The following is an 18,332-nucleotide window of genomic DNA, read 5'->3' as shown; positions in this document are numbered from 1 at the left end:
TCAGATCGGGACTGGCCGCTAGATCGCCCGATCGGCGTGGCGAACGGCAGCTGCCAAGCGTCGCTCGTCCCTGCCAAGTTGATCGATCGGCGTCCGGTAGGTCTCCGTTGCGGTTGCCGCGGAAATGGCGGCAATCAAGGCTGTGATCGAGGTAAAGACGGCAACCGGCACCCAACCCATCGGCCCGGTGCCCATGACCGCCGCACTGATCGTCGGCGCGAAGCCGCCGAGCGCAAAACCGATCTGGGTTCCGACGGCCATGCCGGACAGACGCACGCGGGTGTCGAACATTTCGGCATAGAGCGCCGGCCAGATGCCGTTTGATGCACTGTAGACCACGCCGGAAAGCAGGATGCCGAGGACGAAGACGAGCATGAGGTTGTTCTGGCTGATGGCCCAGATGTAGGGCCAGATCAGCACTGCGCAGCCGATGGCGCCAAAGATGAACACGGGCTTGCGGCCGATGCGGTCTGCGAGAATGGCCCATGCGGGAATCGCGCCCAGCGCCACGATGTTGGCAAGCACCAGAACGGTCAGCATCGTCGAGCGATCGATATGCATGGTGTTGACGGCATAGGATAGCGTGAAGACGCTGAAGATCGTGCTGACGACGGAAATCAGCGCCGCAAAGATGATGCGCAGGACATCTGCCCAATAATTGGTGAGCAGCGAGACGAGCGGCAGCTTTACGATCTCGCCCTTCTTGGTCTCCTCCAGAAAGGCCGGGGTTTCGGCAAGCGTGCGGCGAACCCAGAATCCGACGATGACCACCACGAAGCTCAGGAAGAACGGGATACGCCAACCCCATGACATCAACGCGGCTTCATCGAGCTTTCCAAGCGGAATGAAGACCAATGTTGCAAGGATCAGTCCGGCCTGTGTTCCGCTCAGCGTGAAGCTGGTAAAGAAGGCCCGTCTATTTTCTGGCGCGTGCTCGAGCGTCATGGAGCTGGCGCCGGCCTGTTCACCGGCAGCCGAAATGCCTTGCAGCACGCGCGCCAGAACCAGAAGAATGGGCGCCAGGATGCCGGCCTGATTATAGGTCGGCAGGCAGCCGATGATGAAAGTCGAAAACCCCATAAGGAGCAGGGTGAAAGTCAGCACCTTCTTGCGGCCGAATTTGTCGCCGACGTGACCCAGGACGACCGCCCCCAGCGGCCGCATGATATAGGCAACGCCAAAGGTCGCGAATGAGGCGATGGCCGCCGTTTGCGGGTCTTCCGCCGAAAAGAAGATCTTCGGGAAAATGAGCGCTGCTGCGGTACCGTAGACGAAGAAATCATAATATTCGACGGCGCTTCCCAACCAGCTCGCAAGAGCCGCGCGCTTGGGTGTTTTATGTTCGATTTGTCTTTTCATGGTCGTTCCTCCCCAGAGCATTCGGATGTCGAGAACATATCGCAACCGTGCGCATCCGGCCTCCGCCTGCACCCGCTTGCAAGGACATCCGAGATCATCCTGACAGTCTTCGATGCTGCATGATGCAGCACCGTCACTCCTCGTCAGCAATAATGTACGAACTAGTTCGTTTTGTAAAGCGCCGCCAGCCTGCCATCCCGCAGCGCGTTGTTGCGAGCAATAGAAACAATGCGTTGAAGCAGCTTTTGCCTCACAGCCTGAGGCGTGAAGGCTTTGTAGTCTGGCTGAGCGCGCCTGCAGAGGCCGCATCATTATTTGTTGAAAATCTTGAAGATCAGGCAATATGAGCCGGACCAAGGATAATTCCTTCTCGCCTGGTACATGTAGAAGATAGGCGAGTACGGCGTGCCCTCGATTATCCCGCGACCCGCGGCTTACCGGCCGGCCTCGTTGCCATCTGCCAGCGGCACGAACAATCCAAGCTTGACGTCACGCAGCACCACATTCGTATGCATGCGCCGGATCTGCGGATTTTCCGCCATGATCACGGCGGCAATGTCGTCATAGTGCTCGACATCCCTGGCAGTGACGATCGCAATGAGGTCGACGGCGCCGGTGACGTAATAGACCTGCTGGATATGATCCTGCTTTTCCGCCCAAAGGCGGAACTTGGCAAGTGCATCGTAATTGTCCCGCTCGATCTCCATGCCGACAATGAACACCATTGGAGTTCCGGTCGCCTTGCGGTCGACAACTGCGATTTCCGCCTTGATGATACCGTCCTCGCGCAGCCGTTTCAGGCGCCGTTGCACAGCTGAAGTCGAAAGGCCGACCTCCTCCGCGATCGCTTCGGCGGTGAGCTGGCAATTGCGCTGGACGATATCGAGAATATCGCGATCAAAGCGATCCAGATTTTCCATTCACGCTCCTTTCGACGTCAATGAAATTAGGTGACGATATCTCTATTCCATCACAAAAGATGCACAAGGAATACATTTTTGCATTTTATATGCAAAATAATCGGAAATTGCGCGCAAATTCTGCTCTCCTTCACGATATTCTCCGCAAATTGTTTTTCATCGGAATTATATATGACAGAACTGTCCTCCCAGGCTCTTCGCGTGGAAGATCTCCACAAGAGCTTTGGGTCACATCAGGTCCTCAAGGGTGTTTCAACGACCGCCCATCAAGGGGACGTGATTTCCATCATCGGCTCGTCCGGCTCCGGGAAAAGCACGTTTCTGCGCTGCATAAACCTGCTTGAAATGCCCGATCGCGGCCGCATCGTCGTCAACGGCGAGGAAGTCGCGCTGAGGCAGGGACGCCATGGACAGATGCATCCGAAAAGCTGGCGGCAGATCGAACGCATCCGCAGCGGATTGGGCATGGTATTTCAAAGCTTCAATCTATGGGCGCACATGACCGTTCTTGAAAACATCATCGAGGCTCCGGTGCATGTCCTCGCCGTCCCCCGTCGCGAGGCGATCGAAAAGGCAGAGGCTCTTCTCAATAAAGTCGGGCTTTACGACAAGCGCGACGCCTATCCCGCCTTTCTATCCGGCGGTCAGCAGCAAAGAGCAGCGATCGCTCGCGCGCTTTGCATCGACCCGGCAGTGATGCTCTTCGACGAGCCGACATCGGCGCTCGACCCCGAACTGGTCGGCGAAGTCCTCAAGGTCATCCGCGACCTCGCAGAGGAGGGTCGAACCATGCTGCTGGTCACGCACGAAATGCGCTTTGCCCGCGATGTCTCGAACCACGTTCTCTTCCTGCATCAGGGACGGATCGAGGAGGAAGGGCCGCCTAAGCAGATCTTCGACGCCCCGATCAGCACCCGCTGTCGGGAATTTACCGGCATGCTGACCTCTTGATCCACATCCCATTCGTAGACAACACCATTAGGAGAATCCCTTTTATGAGACTGGTTTCCACTCTATTCGCCGGGCTTGCCCTCGCGCTTTCTTCGATGACCGCGCAGGCCGAGGTTCGCTTCGGCATCATGAACGAATCCTACCCGCCCTTCTTCGCCAAAGATGCCTCCGGTAAATGGCAGGGCTGGGAAATCGATATGATGGACGCCGTCTGCGAGCAGATGAAAGAGAAATGCTCGATCGTCGAACTTTCCTGGGATGGCCTCATTCCGGCGCTTCAGAGCAAGAAATTCGATGTCATCTGGTCATCGATGTCGAATACGGCCGAGCGTTCGAAGATCATCGATTTCACCGACAAATATTATAATACGCCCAGCACGCTGATCGGCCCGAAGGATCAGAAGACCGGCGCAACAGCAGACGACGTCAAGGGCAAGACCATCGGCATCCAGGTGTCGACGATCCAGTCGGAATATTACAAGAAGTATTTTGCCAAGGTCGCCGACGAAAAGACCTATCAGACGCTCGACGAGGCATTTCAGGACCTCGCTGCAGGCCGCATCGACTACGTCTTCGGCGATTCCCTTGCGCTTGATGCCTTCCTGAAAAGCGACAGCGGCAAGGATTGCTGCGCCAAGATGGGCGACGTCGCCGACGACAAGGAAGTTCTCGGAGCCGGCGTTTCCGGCGGTCTGCGCAAGGAAGACACCGAGCTGAAGGCAAAACTCAATGCGGCGATCGCCGCGGTGCGCGCCAGCGGTGAATATGACGAGATCACCAAGAAGTATTTCAGCTTCGATATCTACGGCGCCAAGTAAACGATCGCGGCGATGGCGACCTCTCCTCAGGGCATTCTGGATCTGCTCTCCCCCTATCCGCCCGGATGGGGTGGAGTACTCTTGACCGGGGCTGCCTCCACGGTCGCCATCTCCGCCGGCGCTTTTCTGATCGGCCTTCTGCTCGGTACGGGCGGCGCGCTGGGCAAGCTCTCGGGCATAAGGCCGCTCCGGCTGCTGCTCGAACTCTATACGACCACCGTCCGTGCCGTTCCCGAGCTGATCCTGATCGTAGGGCTATATTATGCGGGCATGGATGGCCTCAATCGGCTCCTCATTGCACTCAATCTGCCGGCCTTCGAATTGAATGGCTTCGCCGTCGCGGTCGCCGTGCTCGGCTTCGTGCAGGGCGCCTATATGACGGAAGTCCTGCGCGGCGCGATCCTGGCGATCCCCGTTGGCCAGATCGAGGCGGCAAAGGCATTCGGCATGGGGCCACAGCTTCGCTTCCGCCGCATTATCCTGCCCGCCTTGCTGCCGAATGCCTTGCCCGGTCTTGCCAATCTATGGATGTCGATCACCAAGGACAGCGCTCTCGTCGCGGTCGTCGGCTACCAGGAGCTGGCTCTCGCCACACGCCTGGCCGGCGCAAGCACCAAACACTACTTCATCTTTTTCCTGGCATCCGCGCTCATCTATCTTGCTCTCACACTGGTCTCGAACGCCATATTCAATCTGGTCGAGCGGCGAGTGCGGCGCGGTCAGCCGAAGCTTACGTGAGGAGTGCCAACATGACCTTCTCATGGATATCATCATATTGGCCGCTTCTGTTGACGGGAGCCGTGCAGACGCTGTCGCTGCTTGCGATCTCCGTCGTCTTCGGCTTCGTCATTGCCATCGGCCTTGCCTTCGCCCAGGTCAGTGGCGGCCCCATCTTGCGAAGCCTTGCCCGTGGCTACTGCACCTTCTTCCGGGGCACGCCTTTGCTGATACAGCTCTGGCTGCTCTACTACGGTGTCGGCTCTCTTCTGCCTGTCATCCCGGGAATCCGCCAAAGCCTGTTCTGGCCGATCCTGCGCGAAGGTTTCTTCTTCGCAGCCGTCAGCTTCACGCTGAACTATGCAGCCTATGAGGCGGAGGTTTTGCGCGGCGCGTTGCTGGCCGTCCCGAAAGGCGAGCTGGAAGCCGGCCGCGCATTCGGCATGCGCCCCCTGACGCTCACCCGACGCATCTGGCTGCCACGCGCCATCCGCATCGCATTGCCGACGATCGGCGGAGAAATCGTCATGCAGCTGAAGGCGACACCGCTCGCCTTCACCGTCACCGTGATGGACCTCTACGCCGTTGCCACAAAAGTTCGCCAGGACACCCTGCTGGTCTACGAACCGCTTGTTGTCGTTACCGTCTTCTATCTCATCATTACAGCCGTCATCGCGCGAAGCTTCCGTTTCCTGGAAGCGCAGGTGCCGGTGCGGCGCTAACCCACGGCACGAAGGAGAGAGCAGACTTCTCCGCAGATCCGAGCCATTTTGGAGATTCCATTCATGAGCAAACTCTTGATCCTCGACGGCGGCATGAGCCGCGAACTGCTGCGTCTCGGCGCAGAATTGAAACAGCCGGAATGGTCGGCGCTGGCGCTCGTCAATTCGCCGGAGATCGTCCGGCAGGTCCATGACGAATTCATTGCCGCCGGATCGGACGTTGTTACAACGAACAGCTATGCGCTCGTCCCTTTCCACATTGGTGAGGAGCGGTTCTGGAAGGAAGGGGCCGATCTCATTGCCCTGTCCGGGCGGCTGGCGCGCGACGCCGCGAATGCCTGTAAGGATCGAAAAATCCTGGTCGCCGGTTCGCTGCCCCCGATCTTCGGCTCCTACGAGCCGCAGAATTTCGATCCGTCACGGGTACAGGACTATCTCAAGGTTCTGGTTGAAAACCTCGATCCCTATGTCGATGTCTGGCTCGGCGAAACCCTCAGCCTGATCGCGGAGGGAGAGGCGGTTCGGGCTGCCGTCGCTGAAACAAGCAAGCCGTTCTGGATCTCCTTCACGCTGGCGGATGATGCCGCGCAAAGGAATGGCGCCTCGCCCAAGCTCCGATCCGGCGAACCCGTCGACGATGCGGCTCGCTGGGCCGCCTCATCCGGCGCCGACGCACTCCTGTTCAACTGCAGCAAACCGGAAGTCATGCGAAAGGCCGTCGATGCGGCAGCGGAGGTTTTCAAGCAGGGCGGCAACAATCTCCAGATCGGCGTCTATGCCAATGCTTTCGAGGGAGAACAAGGCGAGTCGGCCGCCAACGAAGGCCTTCATGAGACCCGAGAGGATCTGAATGATGACGCCTATTCGCGCTTCGCCTGCTCGTGGGTCGATGCCGGCGCGACGATGGTCGGCGGCTGTTGCGGGATCGGCGCCGGGCATATCCATCGGCTGAAGAAGGCCCTCCTTTATCCTCAACGAGCGTAGGAGAGCCTTCCACAAGCATCGACCCAGCAGGATCGGGATAGGCTGTATCAGAACGATCAGGCAGCCTTGAAGGGAGCGCTTGCAGCCCTGTAGGCAATCAAATCCTCGATCGTCACAAGATGGAGGCCATGCCGCTCGGCGAAAACTTCGAGCTCTGGAAGACGCGCCATCGTGCCGTCGTCATTCGCCACTTCGCAGATGACGCCGGCCGGCGAAAGGCCGGCAAGCCGGGCCAGATCCACGGCTGCTTCCGTGTGCCCCGGACGCGACAGGACGCCGTTTGGATGCGCGCGAAGCGGAAAGATATGACCGGGACGGGCAAATTCCTCCGGACGCGATCCATCCCTGATAAGGGCTTGAACGGTTGCCGCCCTGTCAGCGGCAGATATTCCGGTCGTGGTTTCCGGGATGTAGTCGACCGAAACGGTGAAAGCGGTCTTGAGGACTTCCGTGTTGCGCGGCACCATCAACGGAATGTCGAGTTCGTCGAGCCTCTCGCCCTCCATCGGAACGCAGATGAGACCGCGGGCATGATTCATCATGAACGCGATCGCCTGCGGTGTGACCGCTTCCGCGGCAATCACCAGATCGCCTTCGTTTTCGCGGTCGCGATCATCGACAACCACAATGATCTCGCCCCGCGCAATCGCAGCGATCGCATCTTCAATTTTCGAAATTGCCATTTTCCTGCCTTTCAAGGGTTGCCGTTTGGAGCGGCGTGCATGGCCGGTTAAGGCCACCATTTTCCCTTGGGCGAACAAGCATGTGAACGCCACCACGACGCGGCGTCTCCTGCGTTGCTCTCTTCCATCCGGACTATACCGTCGGCTCCGGCATCTCACCGGATCTGCTGACCCTTCCGAAAGCTCGGAAGGCGCTCGCGGGCTCGAGGAAACTCCCCATACCGCCGGTGGGGAATTACACCCCGCCCTGAGAACAAGTGGAAGATAAGGGATCAATGCCTCATTCCGCAAGAGGCTTTGATCGCCGAATCGTCGAGAATCCGATCCGCCCAATGAACGCACCGTTCCTCATTGTCGAACTACGACATGATCAAGCCGCCATCGACATTGATCGTCTGGCCGGTGATATAGGCCGCATCGTCGCTGGCAAGGAAAGTGACGAGACCGGCGACGTCTTCACCCGATCCGGCCCGTTTCATCGGAATGCCCTCGACCCATTCCTTCATGAGTTCGCCGGGGCCGTAATTGCCCAAAAGCTTGCCCCAAGCCTGGTCGTTATAGGCCCACATGTCGGTTTCGATGATGCCGGGGCAAAAGGCGTTCACGGTGATGCCTTCGGTGGCGACTTCCTTGGCAAGGCTCTGGGTAATGCCGACGACGCCCATCTTCGATGCCGCATAATGCGGCGTGTAGATGAAACCGTCCCGCGCCTGGCCGGAGGCGGTATTGATGATACGGCCCCCGCGGCCATGTTTGCGCATGCGGGCAATCGCCTCCTGGGCGCAGAGGAAGACGCCCTTGGTATTGACCGCCATGACCTTATCCCATTCGCCCTCGGTCATATCCTCGACGCGGGCAATGGTGATGACACCGGCATTCTGGATGGAGATATCGACGGCGCCGAAGGCTGCCTCGGCAGCGTCGTAAAGGCCCTTCACGCTAGCCTTGTCCGTCACGTCGCCGACGAAGGAAATCGCCTTTCCGCCATCAGCCTTGACCGCATCGGCGACCGCATGGACGGAATCCTCATTGGCCGAGACCACCAGATTAGCACCTTCGCGCGCAAACCGCCGGGCGATCGCAGCCCCGATGCCGCGGCTCGCGCCGGTGATGACGACAGTCTTGTTTTCGAAACGCTGCATTTCCTATTCCTTTCGCGGTGACAGCCACGCCAGGCGCCGGCTCAAGGAGCCGATCGCCCTGCCTTTTGCTGACGACTTCAAACGGCAGCCAAGATAATTCCGGCAAACTCCGATGCCTTCAGCGACGCGCCTCCGACGAGAGCGCCATCGACGTTGGAAACGCCGAAAATCGCCCTTGCGTTCGATGCTTTGACCGAACCGCCATAGAGAATCCTGACATCCTGCCCCTCTTCTCCCAGCCGGTTTTCAAGCGCCTGGCGGATAGACGAATGCATCTCCTCAATCTGCTCGAGGGTCGGAACCAGTCCTGTTCCGATCGCCCATACTGGTTCATAGGCGATCGTCGTGTTCGAACTGGTTGCGGTGTTTGGAATTGACGCTTCCAGCTGGGCACGAACCACTTCGATCGCCCTGCCCTCGTCCCGTTCTGAACGTGTCTCCCCGACGCAAATGATGCTCGCCAGCCCGGCCTCATGGACCGCGACAGCCTTGGCCGCAACTGCGGCATCCGCCTCCCTATAGGCCGAGCGCCGCTCGGAATGTCCCAGAATCACGAAACGAGCGCCGATTTCGGCGAGCATCTCGGCAGAAACATCTCCGGTATAGGCGCCCGAGGTCTGCGCGTGGCAATCCTGTGCTCCAATGGCAATCCTTGACCCTCGCGCCCGTTCAACCGCCTTTTCCACCAGCGTGAAGGGCGGGCAAACGACGATGTCGCACGCCGCCTCGCCCATCATTCCCTTCAGCGCCTCGATCTCAGCCAGGGAAGAAGCGAGACCGTTCATTTTCCAGTTGCCGGCAATCAGTTTCTTCATCGCATCACCAGCAGCAGAAGCCGCCATCGACGAGTAGGTCGACGCCCGTCACGAAGCTTGCGGCATTCGACAGCAGGAAGACGGCGGGGCCGACCATCTCATCCACCGTTGCCATGCGCTGCATCGGCGTCTGCTCTTCGAAAAGCTTGGTCTGGTGAACCATTTCCGGACGCGTGTTCATCGGCGTCGCGGTATATCCCGGCGAGATGGTGTTGACGCGGATGCCGCGGCCAACCCACTCCATCGCGAGCGACTTCGACATGTGGATCACGCCGGCTTTGGAGGCGTTGTAATGAGCCTGGCTCAGGCCGCGATTGACGATGACGCCGGACATGGAGGCGATATTGACGATCGATCCGCGTCCGTTCTTCAGCATCGCGCGTGCTTCCGCCTGGCAGGACAGAAAAACGCCCTTCAGGTTGATGTCCATCAGCGTCTGGTACTGGTCTTCTTCCATTTCCTCCGCGGGATTGGCATTGGCGATACCGGCGGCATTGACGGCAAGCGTCAAGGCGCCAAGCTCCGCCTCTGTGCGAGCAACCGCATCCGCAAGAGAAGATTTGCTGGTGACATCAGCCGCAATCTGGATGGAGCGGCGGCCGGCCGCCTCGATATGCGAAGCCGTATTCACCAAACCGTCGTCAGAGCGACGGTCAAGAAGCGCGACGTCGGCGCCGCATTGGGCAAGACCGATCGCGATACGCTGCCCGATCCCGCTTCCAGCGCCGGTCACAAGCGCGACCTGTCCCTCAAGATCGAAAAGCTTCAGGGCGTTCAGAGTGATGTCGGACACCGCTCTTCCTTTCTGTTTGTCTAGATTGTCGCAAGTTCCATGACAGAGACGTCATTGGCCTCGTCACGATTGAGAATGCCTGCCTGCTTGCCCTGTGCAAGCACGAGAATCCGGTTGGAGACACCAAGTACTTCCTCGAGATCGGAGCTGACGACGATGACAGCCACCCCCTGCTTTGCGAGGTTGACGATGATGTCGTAGATGCTGGCGCGCGCGCCGACATCGATGCCTCGGGTCGGCTCATCGAGGACGACGACCTTGGGGTCACGCATCAGCCACTTTGCAATGACGACCTTTTGCTGGTTGCCGCCTGACAAGTCCGAGGCATATTGCTCGGCCTGACCTTTGACGCCGAACTTCGCCACAGCCTTTTCGGCGAAAGCACGTTTGATTCGTGATGTGATCCAACGCCCGCCGAGCTTGTCGAGATTGGCATAGATGATGTTTTCACTGATGCGATGGCCGACGACGAGACCCTGTTCCTTGCGATCCTCGGGCACCATCACGATGCCCTTGGCGATCGCATCGGCCGGATCGCGGAGCTTGAGCTCTTCACCCTCCAGCCTGATCGAGCCGGCGCTGATCGGATCGGCACCGGAAATGGCGCGGACAAGTTCGGTGCGGCCGGCACCAACCAGCCCGGCAATGCCGAGGATCTCACCGCCGCGAACATCGAACGTTACGTCACGGAAGGACCCGTCAGGCGAGTTCAGTCCGCTGACCTGCAGAACAGGGCGATTCGTCGGTTCGGGAAGAGCCGGGAACATCCGGTCCAGCGAACGGCCGACCATGCTTTCAACGATGGTACGGACGGGTGTGGCGCTGTCGGCGAACTCCTGGACGCGCTCGCCATCGCGCAGGACGACGATGCGATCGGTGATCTGCTTGATCTCTTCCATGCGGTGGGAGATGTAAACAATGCCGACACCTTCGGACCGAAGCTTTCTCACCTGCTCGAACAGCGCTTCCGTCTCCGCTCCACCAAGTGCGGCCGTCGGTTCGTCGAGGATCAGCAGCTTGGCATTGAGCGCCAATGCCTTGGCGATTTCGATGAGCTGCTGGTTGGCAGTCGACAGACCCGCGACCTTGCGCGTCGCCGGAATATGCAAATTCAGGCGGGCAAGCTGTTCCTGCGCACGCCGAACCATCTGGGGGCGATCGACAGCCCCGTTCTTCATCGGCCATCGCCCGATGAAGACATTTTCGGCGATCGAAAGATGCGGCAGGAGCTGCAATTCCTGATGGATCAGGACGACGCCCTTGTCGATCGCCTCGCGTGGAGTGGCTGGGGCATAGGGCTGCCCCAGCCATGTCATCGCTCCCTCGGAAGGCGTGCGTGACCCGGCGATAATGCCCGACAAGGTCGACTTGCCGGCCCCGTTTTCGCCGAGAAGCGCGACCACCTCACCCGCATAGACATCAAGGCTGATATTCTTCAGCACCTGAAGCGGTCCATAGCGCTTGGATATGCCCCTCAGGGAAAGAACGGGCTCAGTCACGGCGCACCTCCTCAAGATTTCAGGACGATTACGGGTGGTTGGCGATGAAGCCGGCCACGTTTTCCTTGGTCGTCAGCGTGGCGTCCATCAGCTGTACTGCAGGCACCTTCTCGCCGGCGACGAGCTTGACGGCATTGGCGACCGCATCGCGGCCCATTTTCTGCGTCTGCTGCGTCGCGGTCACGTCGAAGACACCCTTGCTGAGCGCTTCCAGAGCCGCCGTATCGCCATCGAAGCCGCCGACAACGATCTTCTGGGATGGGTTTGCAACCTTGATCGCCTGTGCGGCGCCGAGCGCAAGTGCATCGGCCTGAGCAAATACGATCGATACATCCGGATTTGCCTGCAGCATGTTCTGCATGATCTGGAAGCCCTCGTCCTGGGCCCACATGTTGGAATATTGTTCGGCAACCACCTTCACGCCTGGATTTGCCTTCAACGATTCAGCGCAACCCTTGCTGCGGTCGACTTCAGGCGTGGTGCCTTTCTGACCGTGGATGATCACCATCTTGCCCTTGCCGCCGGCCTGCTTGAGGATGTAGTCGCAAACGCCCTTGGCGGACGCGACGGAATCTGTTGCAAGGAAGGTGTCGCCAGGCGCGCCGTCGGCGTTGCGGTCGACGTTGACGACCGGAATACCGGCATTCTTGGCAAGCTTGACGGGAACGGTTGCAGCCGCGGCGCCGGCCGGAATATAGATCAAGGCATCGATATTCTGGGTCAGCAGATCCTGGATCTGGTTGATCTGCGTCGGACCATCGCCCTTGGCATCCACGGTCACGACCTGAATGCCACGCTTCTTGGCCTCATCCTCGACGGACTGCTTGATCTGGTTGAAGAAGTTTGCCTGCAGGTTTGCGACGGCCAGGCCAATCTTCTTAGTGTCTTTTGCCTGAACAGAGCCCAATGACATCGCCAGCACGGCGGCCGAGGCCAGAAGAATGCGCGCAAGTTTCATTTCATTTCCTCCTTTTTTAGTGAACCCTTGGGCATATCCTCCCCCTCGGGCAAATGATCCGCTCCAAACCTTTCGGAGAGGAAATCGCTGGGATCCGCCGGACGCGGACCCGAATATCAGGCCCGCCGCCTGCGGATCGTTTCCGCACCGACCGCAAGCACGATGACGATGCCGATGATGACCTGCTGCAGGAATGGCGAGACGTTGAGCAGATTGAGCCCGTTGCGCAGGACACCAATGATCAGGACGCCGATCAGCGTGCCGCCGATACCGCCAGATCCACCGGAGAGCGAAGTGCCGCCAATGACGACGGCCGCAATCGTATCGAGTTCGTATCCAAAGCCGCTGGACGGCTGAACGGAATCGAGACGAGCCGCCAGCACGATACCGGCCAGACCGGCAAGCACTGCGCTTGCGACATAGACGGCAATCGTCACGAGCTGGACATTGATGCCGGCGAGACGAGCCACTTCCGGATTGCCACCCACGGCATAGAGCATGCGCCCCTCGGAGCGGAAGTGAAGGAACACCCAGGCCACGGCGACGACCGCCAGCATCAGGAAGACCGTTGCCGTCAGCACACCGAAATGCCGATCGATCGCGAGCATCATGAACCAGTCGGGAAATCCGACGATCTGCTGGCCATCCGTGATCATGTTCGCGACGCCGCGCGCAGCCGACATCATCGCCAATGTCGCGATAAAGGCCGGGACCCTGAAGAGGGTGACGAGAAGTCCGACGATCAGTCCGCTTACCGCAGAGGCGACAAGTGCGACAACGATCCCGGCCGCAAGCGGCAGGCCGGCAATATTTGCCGTCCAGCCCATGACCATCATGGCGAGCGCAAGAACCGAACCGACCGAAAGGTCGATACCGCCGATCAGGATGACGAAGGTCATGCCGACAGCCATGATTCCGAGCACGGTGATCTGATCAAGAATGTTGAGACCGTTGCGGAGCGAAAGAAATGCATCGGTGCTGAGGCTCAGAAAAACGCAAAGAGCGAGCAATCCGACAAGCGGTCCGGTCGCGCCGGTGAGCTTTCTCAGCCACGCACCGGACGGACGGCTCTGTTCATTGACGTCGATCGCCACCATCATTCCTCCCTGGGACTTACAGCTAGCGGCCATGCTTGGCGGCTAGGTTTTCAAGCTAGAATATTTATTCACATATGCTGGAAAATTCATTACCAATTCACCTTGGCACTGTCAACCGGGTCTTTTCGGCCTATTTTGACAACAACTCATCCGCGGGGGCTTGACTAACGATCCTCTTGTGCAAAAATATAAATGAATGAATATTTATTCACACGAGGAAATGATGGAGCCTTCCGAACTTGAACGCGTTGCTCGCCAGATACGTCTGCGAGACCTCCAGGCAGTCTACGAGGCAGGGGCCGGACATATTGGCGGCGAGATGTCCGTGATCGATCTCCTGACCGCACTGTATTTCCGCGTGCTGCGCGTCTGGCCGGATCAACCGAAACACCCTGATCGGGACAGGTTTGTGCTGTCGAAGGGACATACGGCATGCGCACTTTACGTCACTCTGGCGAAGCGCGGCTTCATTCCAGAAGACGAGATTTCAACGTTCCTGAAGCCGCATTCGCGGCTCAATGGCCATCCCAATTGCAACAAGGTGCCGGGTGTCGAAACCAATACTGGTCCTCTCGGGCACGGTCTGCCGGTCGCGGTTGGCATGGCCAAGGCGGCGAAGTTATCCGGCGCTGGCTACCATACCTACGTGATCACCGGCGACGGCGAGATGCAGGAGGGCTCCAATTGGGAAGCGATCATGGCCGCGGCGCAGTTCCGGCTTGATAACCTCACCCTAGTTGTCGACCACAACCGTTTCCAGCAAGGTGCCGCGCTCTCGGATACGAATGATATCGCGCCGCTTCGCCCGAAGCTCGAAGCCTTTGGCTGGGACGTTACCGAAATCGACGGCAACAACATGCATGAGGTTGTCCCGACGCTCGAACACCGAAGCGATCGCCCCCATTGCATCGTGGCCCATACCAACAAGGGGCATGGGATCTCCTTCATGCAGGATCGTGTCGACTGGCACCACAAGGTTCCGAATAAAGAACAATACGAAGTCGCATTGGCAGAATTGTCGGAGGCACTTTAATGAACGCGCCTGTGAATGCACCCAACCTCCATGACTGCCGAGACGCTTTCGCATCGACCCTCGAGCGCCTCGCGGTCGAGAATGAAACGATCGTCGCAGTCTGCAACGATTCGGTCGGATCCTCGAAGCTTGGCGGCTTCAAGTCGAAATTCCCCGATCGCCTGGTCAATGTCGGCATCGCCGAGCAGAACATGGTCGGCGTCGGCGCGGGTCTCGCAAACGGCGGACGCCTCCCCTATGTCTGTGGCGCCTCGCCGTTCCTCACAGGCAGATCGCTCGAGCAGATCAAGGCCGACATCTCCTACTCGAATGCCAACGTCAAGCTCGTCGGCATTTCGTCCGGAATGGCCTATGGCGAGCTCGGTCCGACCCATCACTCGATCGAGGACTTCGCCTGGACGCGCGTTCTGCCCAACCTCCCCGTGATCGCGCCTTGCGACCGCATTGAGACGGCGGCGGCGGTGGAGTGGGCAGCAAATTACAATGGCCCCTGCTTCCTGCGCCTGTCGCGGGTCGGCGTGCCCGACCTCCTGCCGGAAGGCCACAAGTTCGAGCTTGGAAAGGCCAATCTCCTGCGTGAAGGTTCCGATGTCACGCTCATCGCAAACGGAACGTTGACCCATCGCATGGTGAAGGCCGCCGAGTTTCTCGCGCAACGCGGCATAGAGGCCAGAGTGCTCAATCTCGCCACGGTTCGCCCGATCGACGAGGATGCCATCATTGCGGCCGCCAGGGAAACCGGCGCGATCGTGACCGCGGAAGAACATTCGATCTTTGGCGGGCTGGGATCGGCCGTGGCCGAGGTTGTCGTCGACAACGTCCCCGTCCCGATGACGCGCCTCGGCGTTCCCGGCATCTACGCGCCGACCGGATCGGCCGAATTCCTGCTCGACGAATTCGGCATGGCCCCCTCGGCTATTGCGGACGCCGCGCAAGCGCTTATCAAGCGCAAATAGACGAACAGCACGCATTCAAGACGGGGCGGCTTGCCGCCCCCGCCTTATCGTGAGAACCGGATGATTTTAGGCCGAATCGGCCTAAAATCTGAATCCGCTCCAAAATCAAAGAAGTAGAGCATGATGTCGCCCGAGAACCGCTTACATGTTTCGGCACCATGCTTCGGTGGAGGATATGATGCGGGCCATTCTGGCAATCGACCAGGGAACCACCAATTCCAAGGCGGTACTGGTCTCCGAGAACGGAGACATCATTGCCAGAGGCTCTGCTCCGGTAGGCATCTCCTATCCGCAGCCCGGTTGGGTCGAGCAGGATCCCGATCGGATTTACGCATCCGTCTGTGAAGCGATCGCACTATGCCTGCAAAACGCGCCTGGCGCGACAATCGAAGCGATAGCGATCTCCAACCAGCGAGAATCCGTCACTATTTGGGATGCCGAGACGGGCAAGGCGCTTGGACCAGTTTTGAGCTGGCAATGCCGGCGCACGGCGCCGGACTGCGAGCGTCTCATCGCCGATGGACATCTCAAGCGCGTGGAGGCGCTGACCGGCCTCCCCCTTGATCCGATGTTTCCCGGCCCGAAGTTCCGATGGCTTCTCGATCGGGTCGCGCGCGGAAAAAAGGTCCGCATCGGCACGATCGACAGCTGGCTCATTCATCGCCTTACCGGCCGCCGCAAGCATGTCTGCGACGCCTCGAACGCCGCGCGAAGCCAGTTGTTCGACCTTGAGGCCCAAGCCTGGAGCAGGGAATTAGGCGCGATTTTCGGGGTCGATATCCGGCTCCTTCCGGAAGTGCTCGACAGCTCCTCGGACTTCGGAACGACGCTTGGTCTTGCCGGCGTTCCGGATGGCACGCCAATCAGGTCGGCCATCGGCGACAGCCATGCGGCCTTGTTTGGCCACGGAGCCTTCAAGCCGGGCGACGGCAAGGCGACCTTCGGAACGGGCTCGTCCGTCATGACCACTCTTCCGCGCTTCATCGCACCGCGCAATGGCATCACCACAACGGTCGCCTGGCGCATCGCCGGACAACCGACCTTCGCATTCGAAGGCAATATCCTCGTGTGCGCCGCGAGCCTGCCATGGATGGCCGGCATCCTGGGCCTTCCGGACGTTGCCTCCCTTGTCGACCTGGCGGCAACCGCCGAGCCTGATGGCCCGGGCTTCGTGCCCGCCTTCGTCGGGCTGGGCGCACCTTACTGGAATTCCGACGCCCGCGCACTTTTCTCGCAGATCAACTTCAGCACCACCCGCGCGCAGATGGCGCGCTCGGTCACCGACTCGATCGCTTTCCAGGTTCATGACGTGATTGCAGCGATGCAGGCACAGAGCGGTGGCGATCTCGGCATGCTTTACGTCGACGGCGGCCCGAGCCAGAACCGCTTTCTCATGCAGTGCGTATCAAACCTGGTAAAACACGCTGTCATCCAGTGCGAGGCGCCGGAAGCGTCGGCGCTTGGGGCAGCCTATCTTGCAGGTCTTTCGATAGGCCTGTGGCCGGATCTCGATGCCATCGCGGCGCTTCCGAGAAACAACAAGGTCATCGAGCCGGAAAACATCGACAGTACGGGCCTCCTGAACAGGTGGAATGATGCGCTGGCCCGCTCGACGTTGCGCACAACTCCGGTTAAAGGTGAATAAAAATTCACCCCGGGATCAACGATGGCTCGCCTTAACGAACTCCGCCTCATCTCAAGAGTTGCCCAGATGTACCACATAGAGGGCAAGCGGCAGGCGGACATCGCGCAGCACCTTCGCCTGTCGCAGGCAACCGTGTCGCGAATGCTGAAGCGAGCCGAGGCGGAAGACATCGTGCGCACGAGCGTCATCCCGCCCGTAGGCACCTACAGCGATCTCGAGGGAGCGCTGCGCGAGAAGTACGGTCTCCCCGAGGCGATTGTCGTCGAATGCACGGAGGATCGCGACGGTGCCATCATGGCCCGGATCGGCGAAGCTGCCGCGCATCTTCTGGAGGTGACGCTTGCGCCCGGCGAAATCATCGGCGTGTCGAGCTGGAGCCAGACGATCTTCAGGATGGTGGAAAACATTCATCCGCAGAAGAGCGCCCAGGCCAAGTACGTCGTGCAGACGCTTGGCGGCATGGGCGACCCGTCGGTCCAAACCCATGCCACCCAGCTGACCACCCGCCTCGCCCGACTGACCGGTGCCGAGCCGAAGCTTCTTCCAGTACAGGGCGTCACGACCTCCCGCGAGGCCAAACTCCTGATGCAGGCGGATCCGTTCGTGCGGGAGACCATGGATCTTTTCGGCAGCATCACGCTCGCCATCGTCGGCATAGGGGCCGTGGAGCCGTCGGAACTTCTGGCGAGATCCGGCAACATCTTCTCGTCGCGGGAGCTCGCCGATCTTGCCGAAGCAGGTGCAGTCGGCGATATATCGCTGCGGTTCTTCAACAAGGACGGCAAGCCTGTGAAGACGCCGCTCGACGAGCGTGTCATCGGCTTCCCGCTTGAAGATCTGGAACGAGTCGATCGGGTCATCGCGCTTGCCGGCGGAGCGAAGAAGACCGCGGCAATCGCCGGCGCCCTGAGGATAGGAGTTATCGATACGCTGATAACGGACAAGTTCAGCGCCGAGCGTCTTATAGAATCATAGGCGACCACAGCGGCAACAATCTGTCGCCAATGAAATCGACAGGCCCACCCTGTCGAGAGATGCCGCCATCACGCGATCTCCGCGAGCATGTCGCCCGTCTCGACTTCGCCGCCATCTATTTCGGTGATCTGCCTGATACGGTCGGCCTGCGGGGCTGCGATCTTGTTGAAGACCTTCATCGCTTCGATGATGAAGAGCGTCGGCCCCTATACGATGGGGTCAAAAGAACTTTTGATGGCACAGCGCTGCGACCGACGGAATAGCT

The 18,332-nt window shown here is 59.6% G+C and carries 19 protein-coding genes, 1 pseudogene and 1 riboswitch; of the genes and pseudogenes, 10 read left to right on the top strand and 10 right to left on the bottom strand.

Annotated elements, in window-relative coordinates; translation table 11 throughout:
* Nucleotides 1–18: 18 nt before the first annotated feature.
* Nucleotides 19–1,359, bottom strand: coding sequence for an MFS transporter (locus PH558_RS23890; RefSeq protein WP_285206987.1), 1,341 nt, complete (start codon nt 1,357–1,359; stop codon nt 19–21).
* Nucleotides 1,360–1,478: 119 nt separating this feature from the next.
* On the opposite strand from PH558_RS23890, the gene PH558_RS23885 reads away from it, so the two are divergent.
* Entirely contained in the window at nt 1,479–1,706 is a 228-nt protein-coding gene (locus tag PH558_RS23885) for a hypothetical protein (protein ID WP_285206986.1), read from the top strand.
* Nucleotides 1,707–1,793: 87 nt separating this feature from the next.
* Here PH558_RS23885 and PH558_RS23880 read toward each other — a convergent pair whose 3' ends face one another.
* Nucleotides 1,794–2,279 (bottom strand): Lrp/AsnC family transcriptional regulator, encoded by a 486-nt coding sequence (locus PH558_RS23880; protein ID WP_095438161.1) that lies wholly within the window; start codon nt 2,277–2,279, stop codon nt 1,794–1,796.
* A gap of 171 nt (nt 2,280–2,450) precedes the next feature.
* Between PH558_RS23880 and PH558_RS23875 the strand changes: the two genes are divergently transcribed.
* The 5 genes from PH558_RS23875 to PH558_RS23855 all read left to right on the top strand — a co-directional run bounded on the left by PH558_RS23875 (nt 2,451) and on the right by PH558_RS23855 (nt 6,471).
* The gene (locus tag PH558_RS23875; protein ID WP_095438162.1) at nt 2,451–3,230 is read left to right on the top strand and encodes an ABC transporter ATP-binding protein; all 780 of its coding nucleotides are present in this window, start codon (nt 2,451–2,453) and stop codon (nt 3,228–3,230) included.
* Nucleotides 3,231–3,274: 44 nt separating this feature from the next.
* Nucleotides 3,275–4,048: a transporter substrate-binding domain-containing protein gene (locus tag PH558_RS23870; RefSeq protein WP_285206985.1), complete on the top strand. Its 774-nt coding sequence runs from the start codon at nt 3,275–3,277 to the stop codon at nt 4,046–4,048.
* Between the two features lie 12 nt (nt 4,049–4,060).
* The gene (locus PH558_RS23865) at nt 4,061–4,786 is read left to right on the top strand and encodes an ABC transporter permease (RefSeq protein WP_285206984.1); all 726 of its coding nucleotides are present in this window, start codon (nt 4,061–4,063) and stop codon (nt 4,784–4,786) included.
* A gap of 11 nt (nt 4,787–4,797) precedes the next feature.
* Nucleotides 4,798–5,487: an ABC transporter permease gene (locus PH558_RS23860; RefSeq protein ID WP_113408643.1), complete on the top strand. Its 690-nt coding sequence runs from the start codon at nt 4,798–4,800 to the stop codon at nt 5,485–5,487.
* Nucleotides 5,488–5,550: 63 nt separating this feature from the next.
* On the top strand, nt 5,551–6,471 hold the full coding sequence (locus PH558_RS23855; RefSeq protein WP_285206983.1) for a homocysteine S-methyltransferase family protein: 921 nt from the start codon (nt 5,551–5,553) through the stop codon (nt 6,469–6,471).
* A 56-nt stretch (nt 6,472–6,527) separates the two neighbouring features.
* On the opposite strand, the gene ribB is transcribed toward PH558_RS23855, so the two are convergent.
* The 7 genes from ribB to PH558_RS23820 all read right to left on the bottom strand — a co-directional run bounded on the left by ribB (nt 6,528) and on the right by PH558_RS23820 (nt 13,458).
* Nucleotides 6,528–7,154 carry a 3,4-dihydroxy-2-butanone-4-phosphate synthase gene (gene ribB / locus PH558_RS23850; protein ID WP_095438167.1) on the bottom strand — a complete coding sequence of 209 codons (627 nt, stop codon included), beginning with the start codon at nt 7,152–7,154 and terminating at the stop codon, nt 6,528–6,530.
* A 112-nt stretch (nt 7,155–7,266) separates the two neighbouring features.
* Nucleotides 7,267–7,413: riboswitch (FMN riboswitch) on the bottom strand.
* A 100-nt stretch (nt 7,414–7,513) separates the two neighbouring features.
* A complete protein-coding gene (locus PH558_RS23845) occupies nt 7,514–8,296 on the bottom strand; it encodes a glucose 1-dehydrogenase (protein ID WP_113408641.1) in 783 nt (260 codons plus the stop codon).
* A gap of 77 nt (nt 8,297–8,373) precedes the next feature.
* Entirely contained in the window at nt 8,374–9,111 is a 738-nt protein-coding gene (tpiA, locus tag PH558_RS23840) for a triose-phosphate isomerase (protein ID WP_285206982.1), read from the bottom strand.
* A 4-nt stretch (nt 9,112–9,115) separates the two neighbouring features.
* On the bottom strand, nt 9,116–9,904 hold the full coding sequence (locus PH558_RS23835) for an SDR family oxidoreductase (RefSeq protein WP_285206981.1): 789 nt from the start codon (nt 9,902–9,904) through the stop codon (nt 9,116–9,118).
* A gap of 20 nt (nt 9,905–9,924) precedes the next feature.
* Complete coding sequence (locus PH558_RS23830; protein ID WP_285206980.1) at nt 9,925–11,403, bottom strand: sugar ABC transporter ATP-binding protein; 1,479 nt, start codon at nt 11,401–11,403, stop codon at nt 9,925–9,927.
* Between the two features lie 28 nt (nt 11,404–11,431).
* A complete protein-coding gene (locus tag PH558_RS23825; RefSeq protein ID WP_095438171.1) occupies nt 11,432–12,361 on the bottom strand; it encodes a sugar ABC transporter substrate-binding protein in 930 nt (309 codons plus the stop codon).
* A gap of 116 nt (nt 12,362–12,477) precedes the next feature.
* Nucleotides 12,478–13,458, bottom strand: a complete 981-nt coding sequence (locus PH558_RS23820) for an ABC transporter permease (protein WP_285206979.1) — start codon at nt 13,456–13,458, stop codon at nt 12,478–12,480.
* Nucleotides 13,459–13,681: 223 nt separating this feature from the next.
* On the opposite strand from PH558_RS23820, the gene PH558_RS23815 reads away from it, so the two are divergent.
* The 4 genes from PH558_RS23815 to PH558_RS23800 all read left to right on the top strand — a co-directional run bounded on the left by PH558_RS23815 (nt 13,682) and on the right by PH558_RS23800 (nt 18,067).
* Nucleotides 13,682–14,491 carry a transketolase gene (locus PH558_RS23815; RefSeq protein ID WP_285207341.1) on the top strand — a complete coding sequence of 270 codons (810 nt, stop codon included), beginning with the start codon at nt 13,682–13,684 and terminating at the stop codon, nt 14,489–14,491.
* The gene (locus PH558_RS23810; RefSeq protein ID WP_285206978.1) at nt 14,491–15,447 is read left to right on the top strand and encodes a transketolase family protein; all 957 of its coding nucleotides are present in this window, start codon (nt 14,491–14,493) and stop codon (nt 15,445–15,447) included. The genes PH558_RS23815 and PH558_RS23810 overlap by 1 nt, the downstream gene beginning before the upstream one ends.
* 178 nt (nt 15,448–15,625) lie before the next feature.
* Nucleotides 15,626–17,092: an FGGY family carbohydrate kinase gene (locus PH558_RS23805; protein ID WP_285206977.1), complete on the top strand. Its 1,467-nt coding sequence runs from the start codon at nt 15,626–15,628 to the stop codon at nt 17,090–17,092.
* 21 nt (nt 17,093–17,113) lie between these two features.
* Nucleotides 17,114–18,067 (top strand): sugar-binding transcriptional regulator, encoded by a 954-nt coding sequence (locus PH558_RS23800; protein WP_095438174.1) that lies wholly within the window; start codon nt 17,114–17,116, stop codon nt 18,065–18,067.
* A gap of 68 nt (nt 18,068–18,135) precedes the next feature.
* Here PH558_RS23800 and PH558_RS23795 read toward each other — a convergent pair.
* Nucleotides 18,136–18,273: pseudogene (locus PH558_RS23795) on the bottom strand (biotin/lipoyl-containing protein); the annotation flags it as partial.
* Nucleotides 18,274–18,332: the final 59 nt, after the last annotated feature.

The organism is Rhizobium pantanalense (assembly GCF_030182525.1).
GTDB lineage: Bacteria > Pseudomonadota > Alphaproteobacteria > Rhizobiales > Rhizobiaceae > Rhizobium.
This window is presented reverse-complemented; position numbering and strand designations above follow the sequence as displayed.

Coding starts and splice junctions, on each gene's coding strand:
- PH558_RS23890 (WP_285206987.1), bottom strand. CDS start 1,359: ATGAAAAGACAAATCGAACATAAAACACCCAAGCGCGCGGCTCTTGCG.
- PH558_RS23885 (WP_285206986.1), top strand. CDS start 1,479: ATGATGCAGCACCGTCACTCCTCGTCAGCAATAATGTACGAACTAGTT.
- PH558_RS23880 (WP_095438161.1), bottom strand. CDS start 2,279: ATGGAAAATCTGGATCGCTTTGATCGCGATATTCTCGATATCGTCCAG.
- PH558_RS23875 (WP_095438162.1), top strand. CDS start 2,451: ATGACAGAACTGTCCTCCCAGGCTCTTCGCGTGGAAGATCTCCACAAG.
- PH558_RS23870 (WP_285206985.1), top strand. CDS start 3,275: ATGAGACTGGTTTCCACTCTATTCGCCGGGCTTGCCCTCGCGCTTTCT.
- PH558_RS23865 (WP_285206984.1), top strand. CDS start 4,061: ATGGCGACCTCTCCTCAGGGCATTCTGGATCTGCTCTCCCCCTATCCG.
- PH558_RS23860 (WP_113408643.1), top strand. CDS start 4,798: ATGACCTTCTCATGGATATCATCATATTGGCCGCTTCTGTTGACGGGA.
- PH558_RS23855 (WP_285206983.1), top strand. CDS start 5,551: ATGAGCAAACTCTTGATCCTCGACGGCGGCATGAGCCGCGAACTGCTG.
- ribB (WP_095438167.1), bottom strand. CDS start 7,154: ATGGCAATTTCGAAAATTGAAGATGCGATCGCTGCGATTGCGCGGGGC.
- PH558_RS23845 (WP_113408641.1), bottom strand. CDS start 8,296: ATGCAGCGTTTCGAAAACAAGACTGTCGTCATCACCGGCGCGAGCCGC.
- tpiA (WP_285206982.1), bottom strand. CDS start 9,111: ATGAAGAAACTGATTGCCGGCAACTGGAAAATGAACGGTCTCGCTTCT.
- PH558_RS23825 (WP_095438171.1), bottom strand. CDS start 12,361: ATGAAACTTGCGCGCATTCTTCTGGCCTCGGCCGCCGTGCTGGCGATG.
- PH558_RS23820 (WP_285206979.1), bottom strand. CDS start 13,458: ATGGTGGCGATCGACGTCAATGAACAGAGCCGTCCGTCCGGTGCGTGG.
- PH558_RS23815 (WP_285207341.1), top strand. CDS start 13,682: ATGGAGCCTTCCGAACTTGAACGCGTTGCTCGCCAGATACGTCTGCGA.
- PH558_RS23810 (WP_285206978.1), top strand. CDS start 14,491: ATGAACGCGCCTGTGAATGCACCCAACCTCCATGACTGCCGAGACGCT.
- PH558_RS23805 (WP_285206977.1), top strand. CDS start 15,626: ATGCGGGCCATTCTGGCAATCGACCAGGGAACCACCAATTCCAAGGCG.
- PH558_RS23800 (WP_095438174.1), top strand. CDS start 17,114: ATGGCTCGCCTTAACGAACTCCGCCTCATCTCAAGAGTTGCCCAGATG.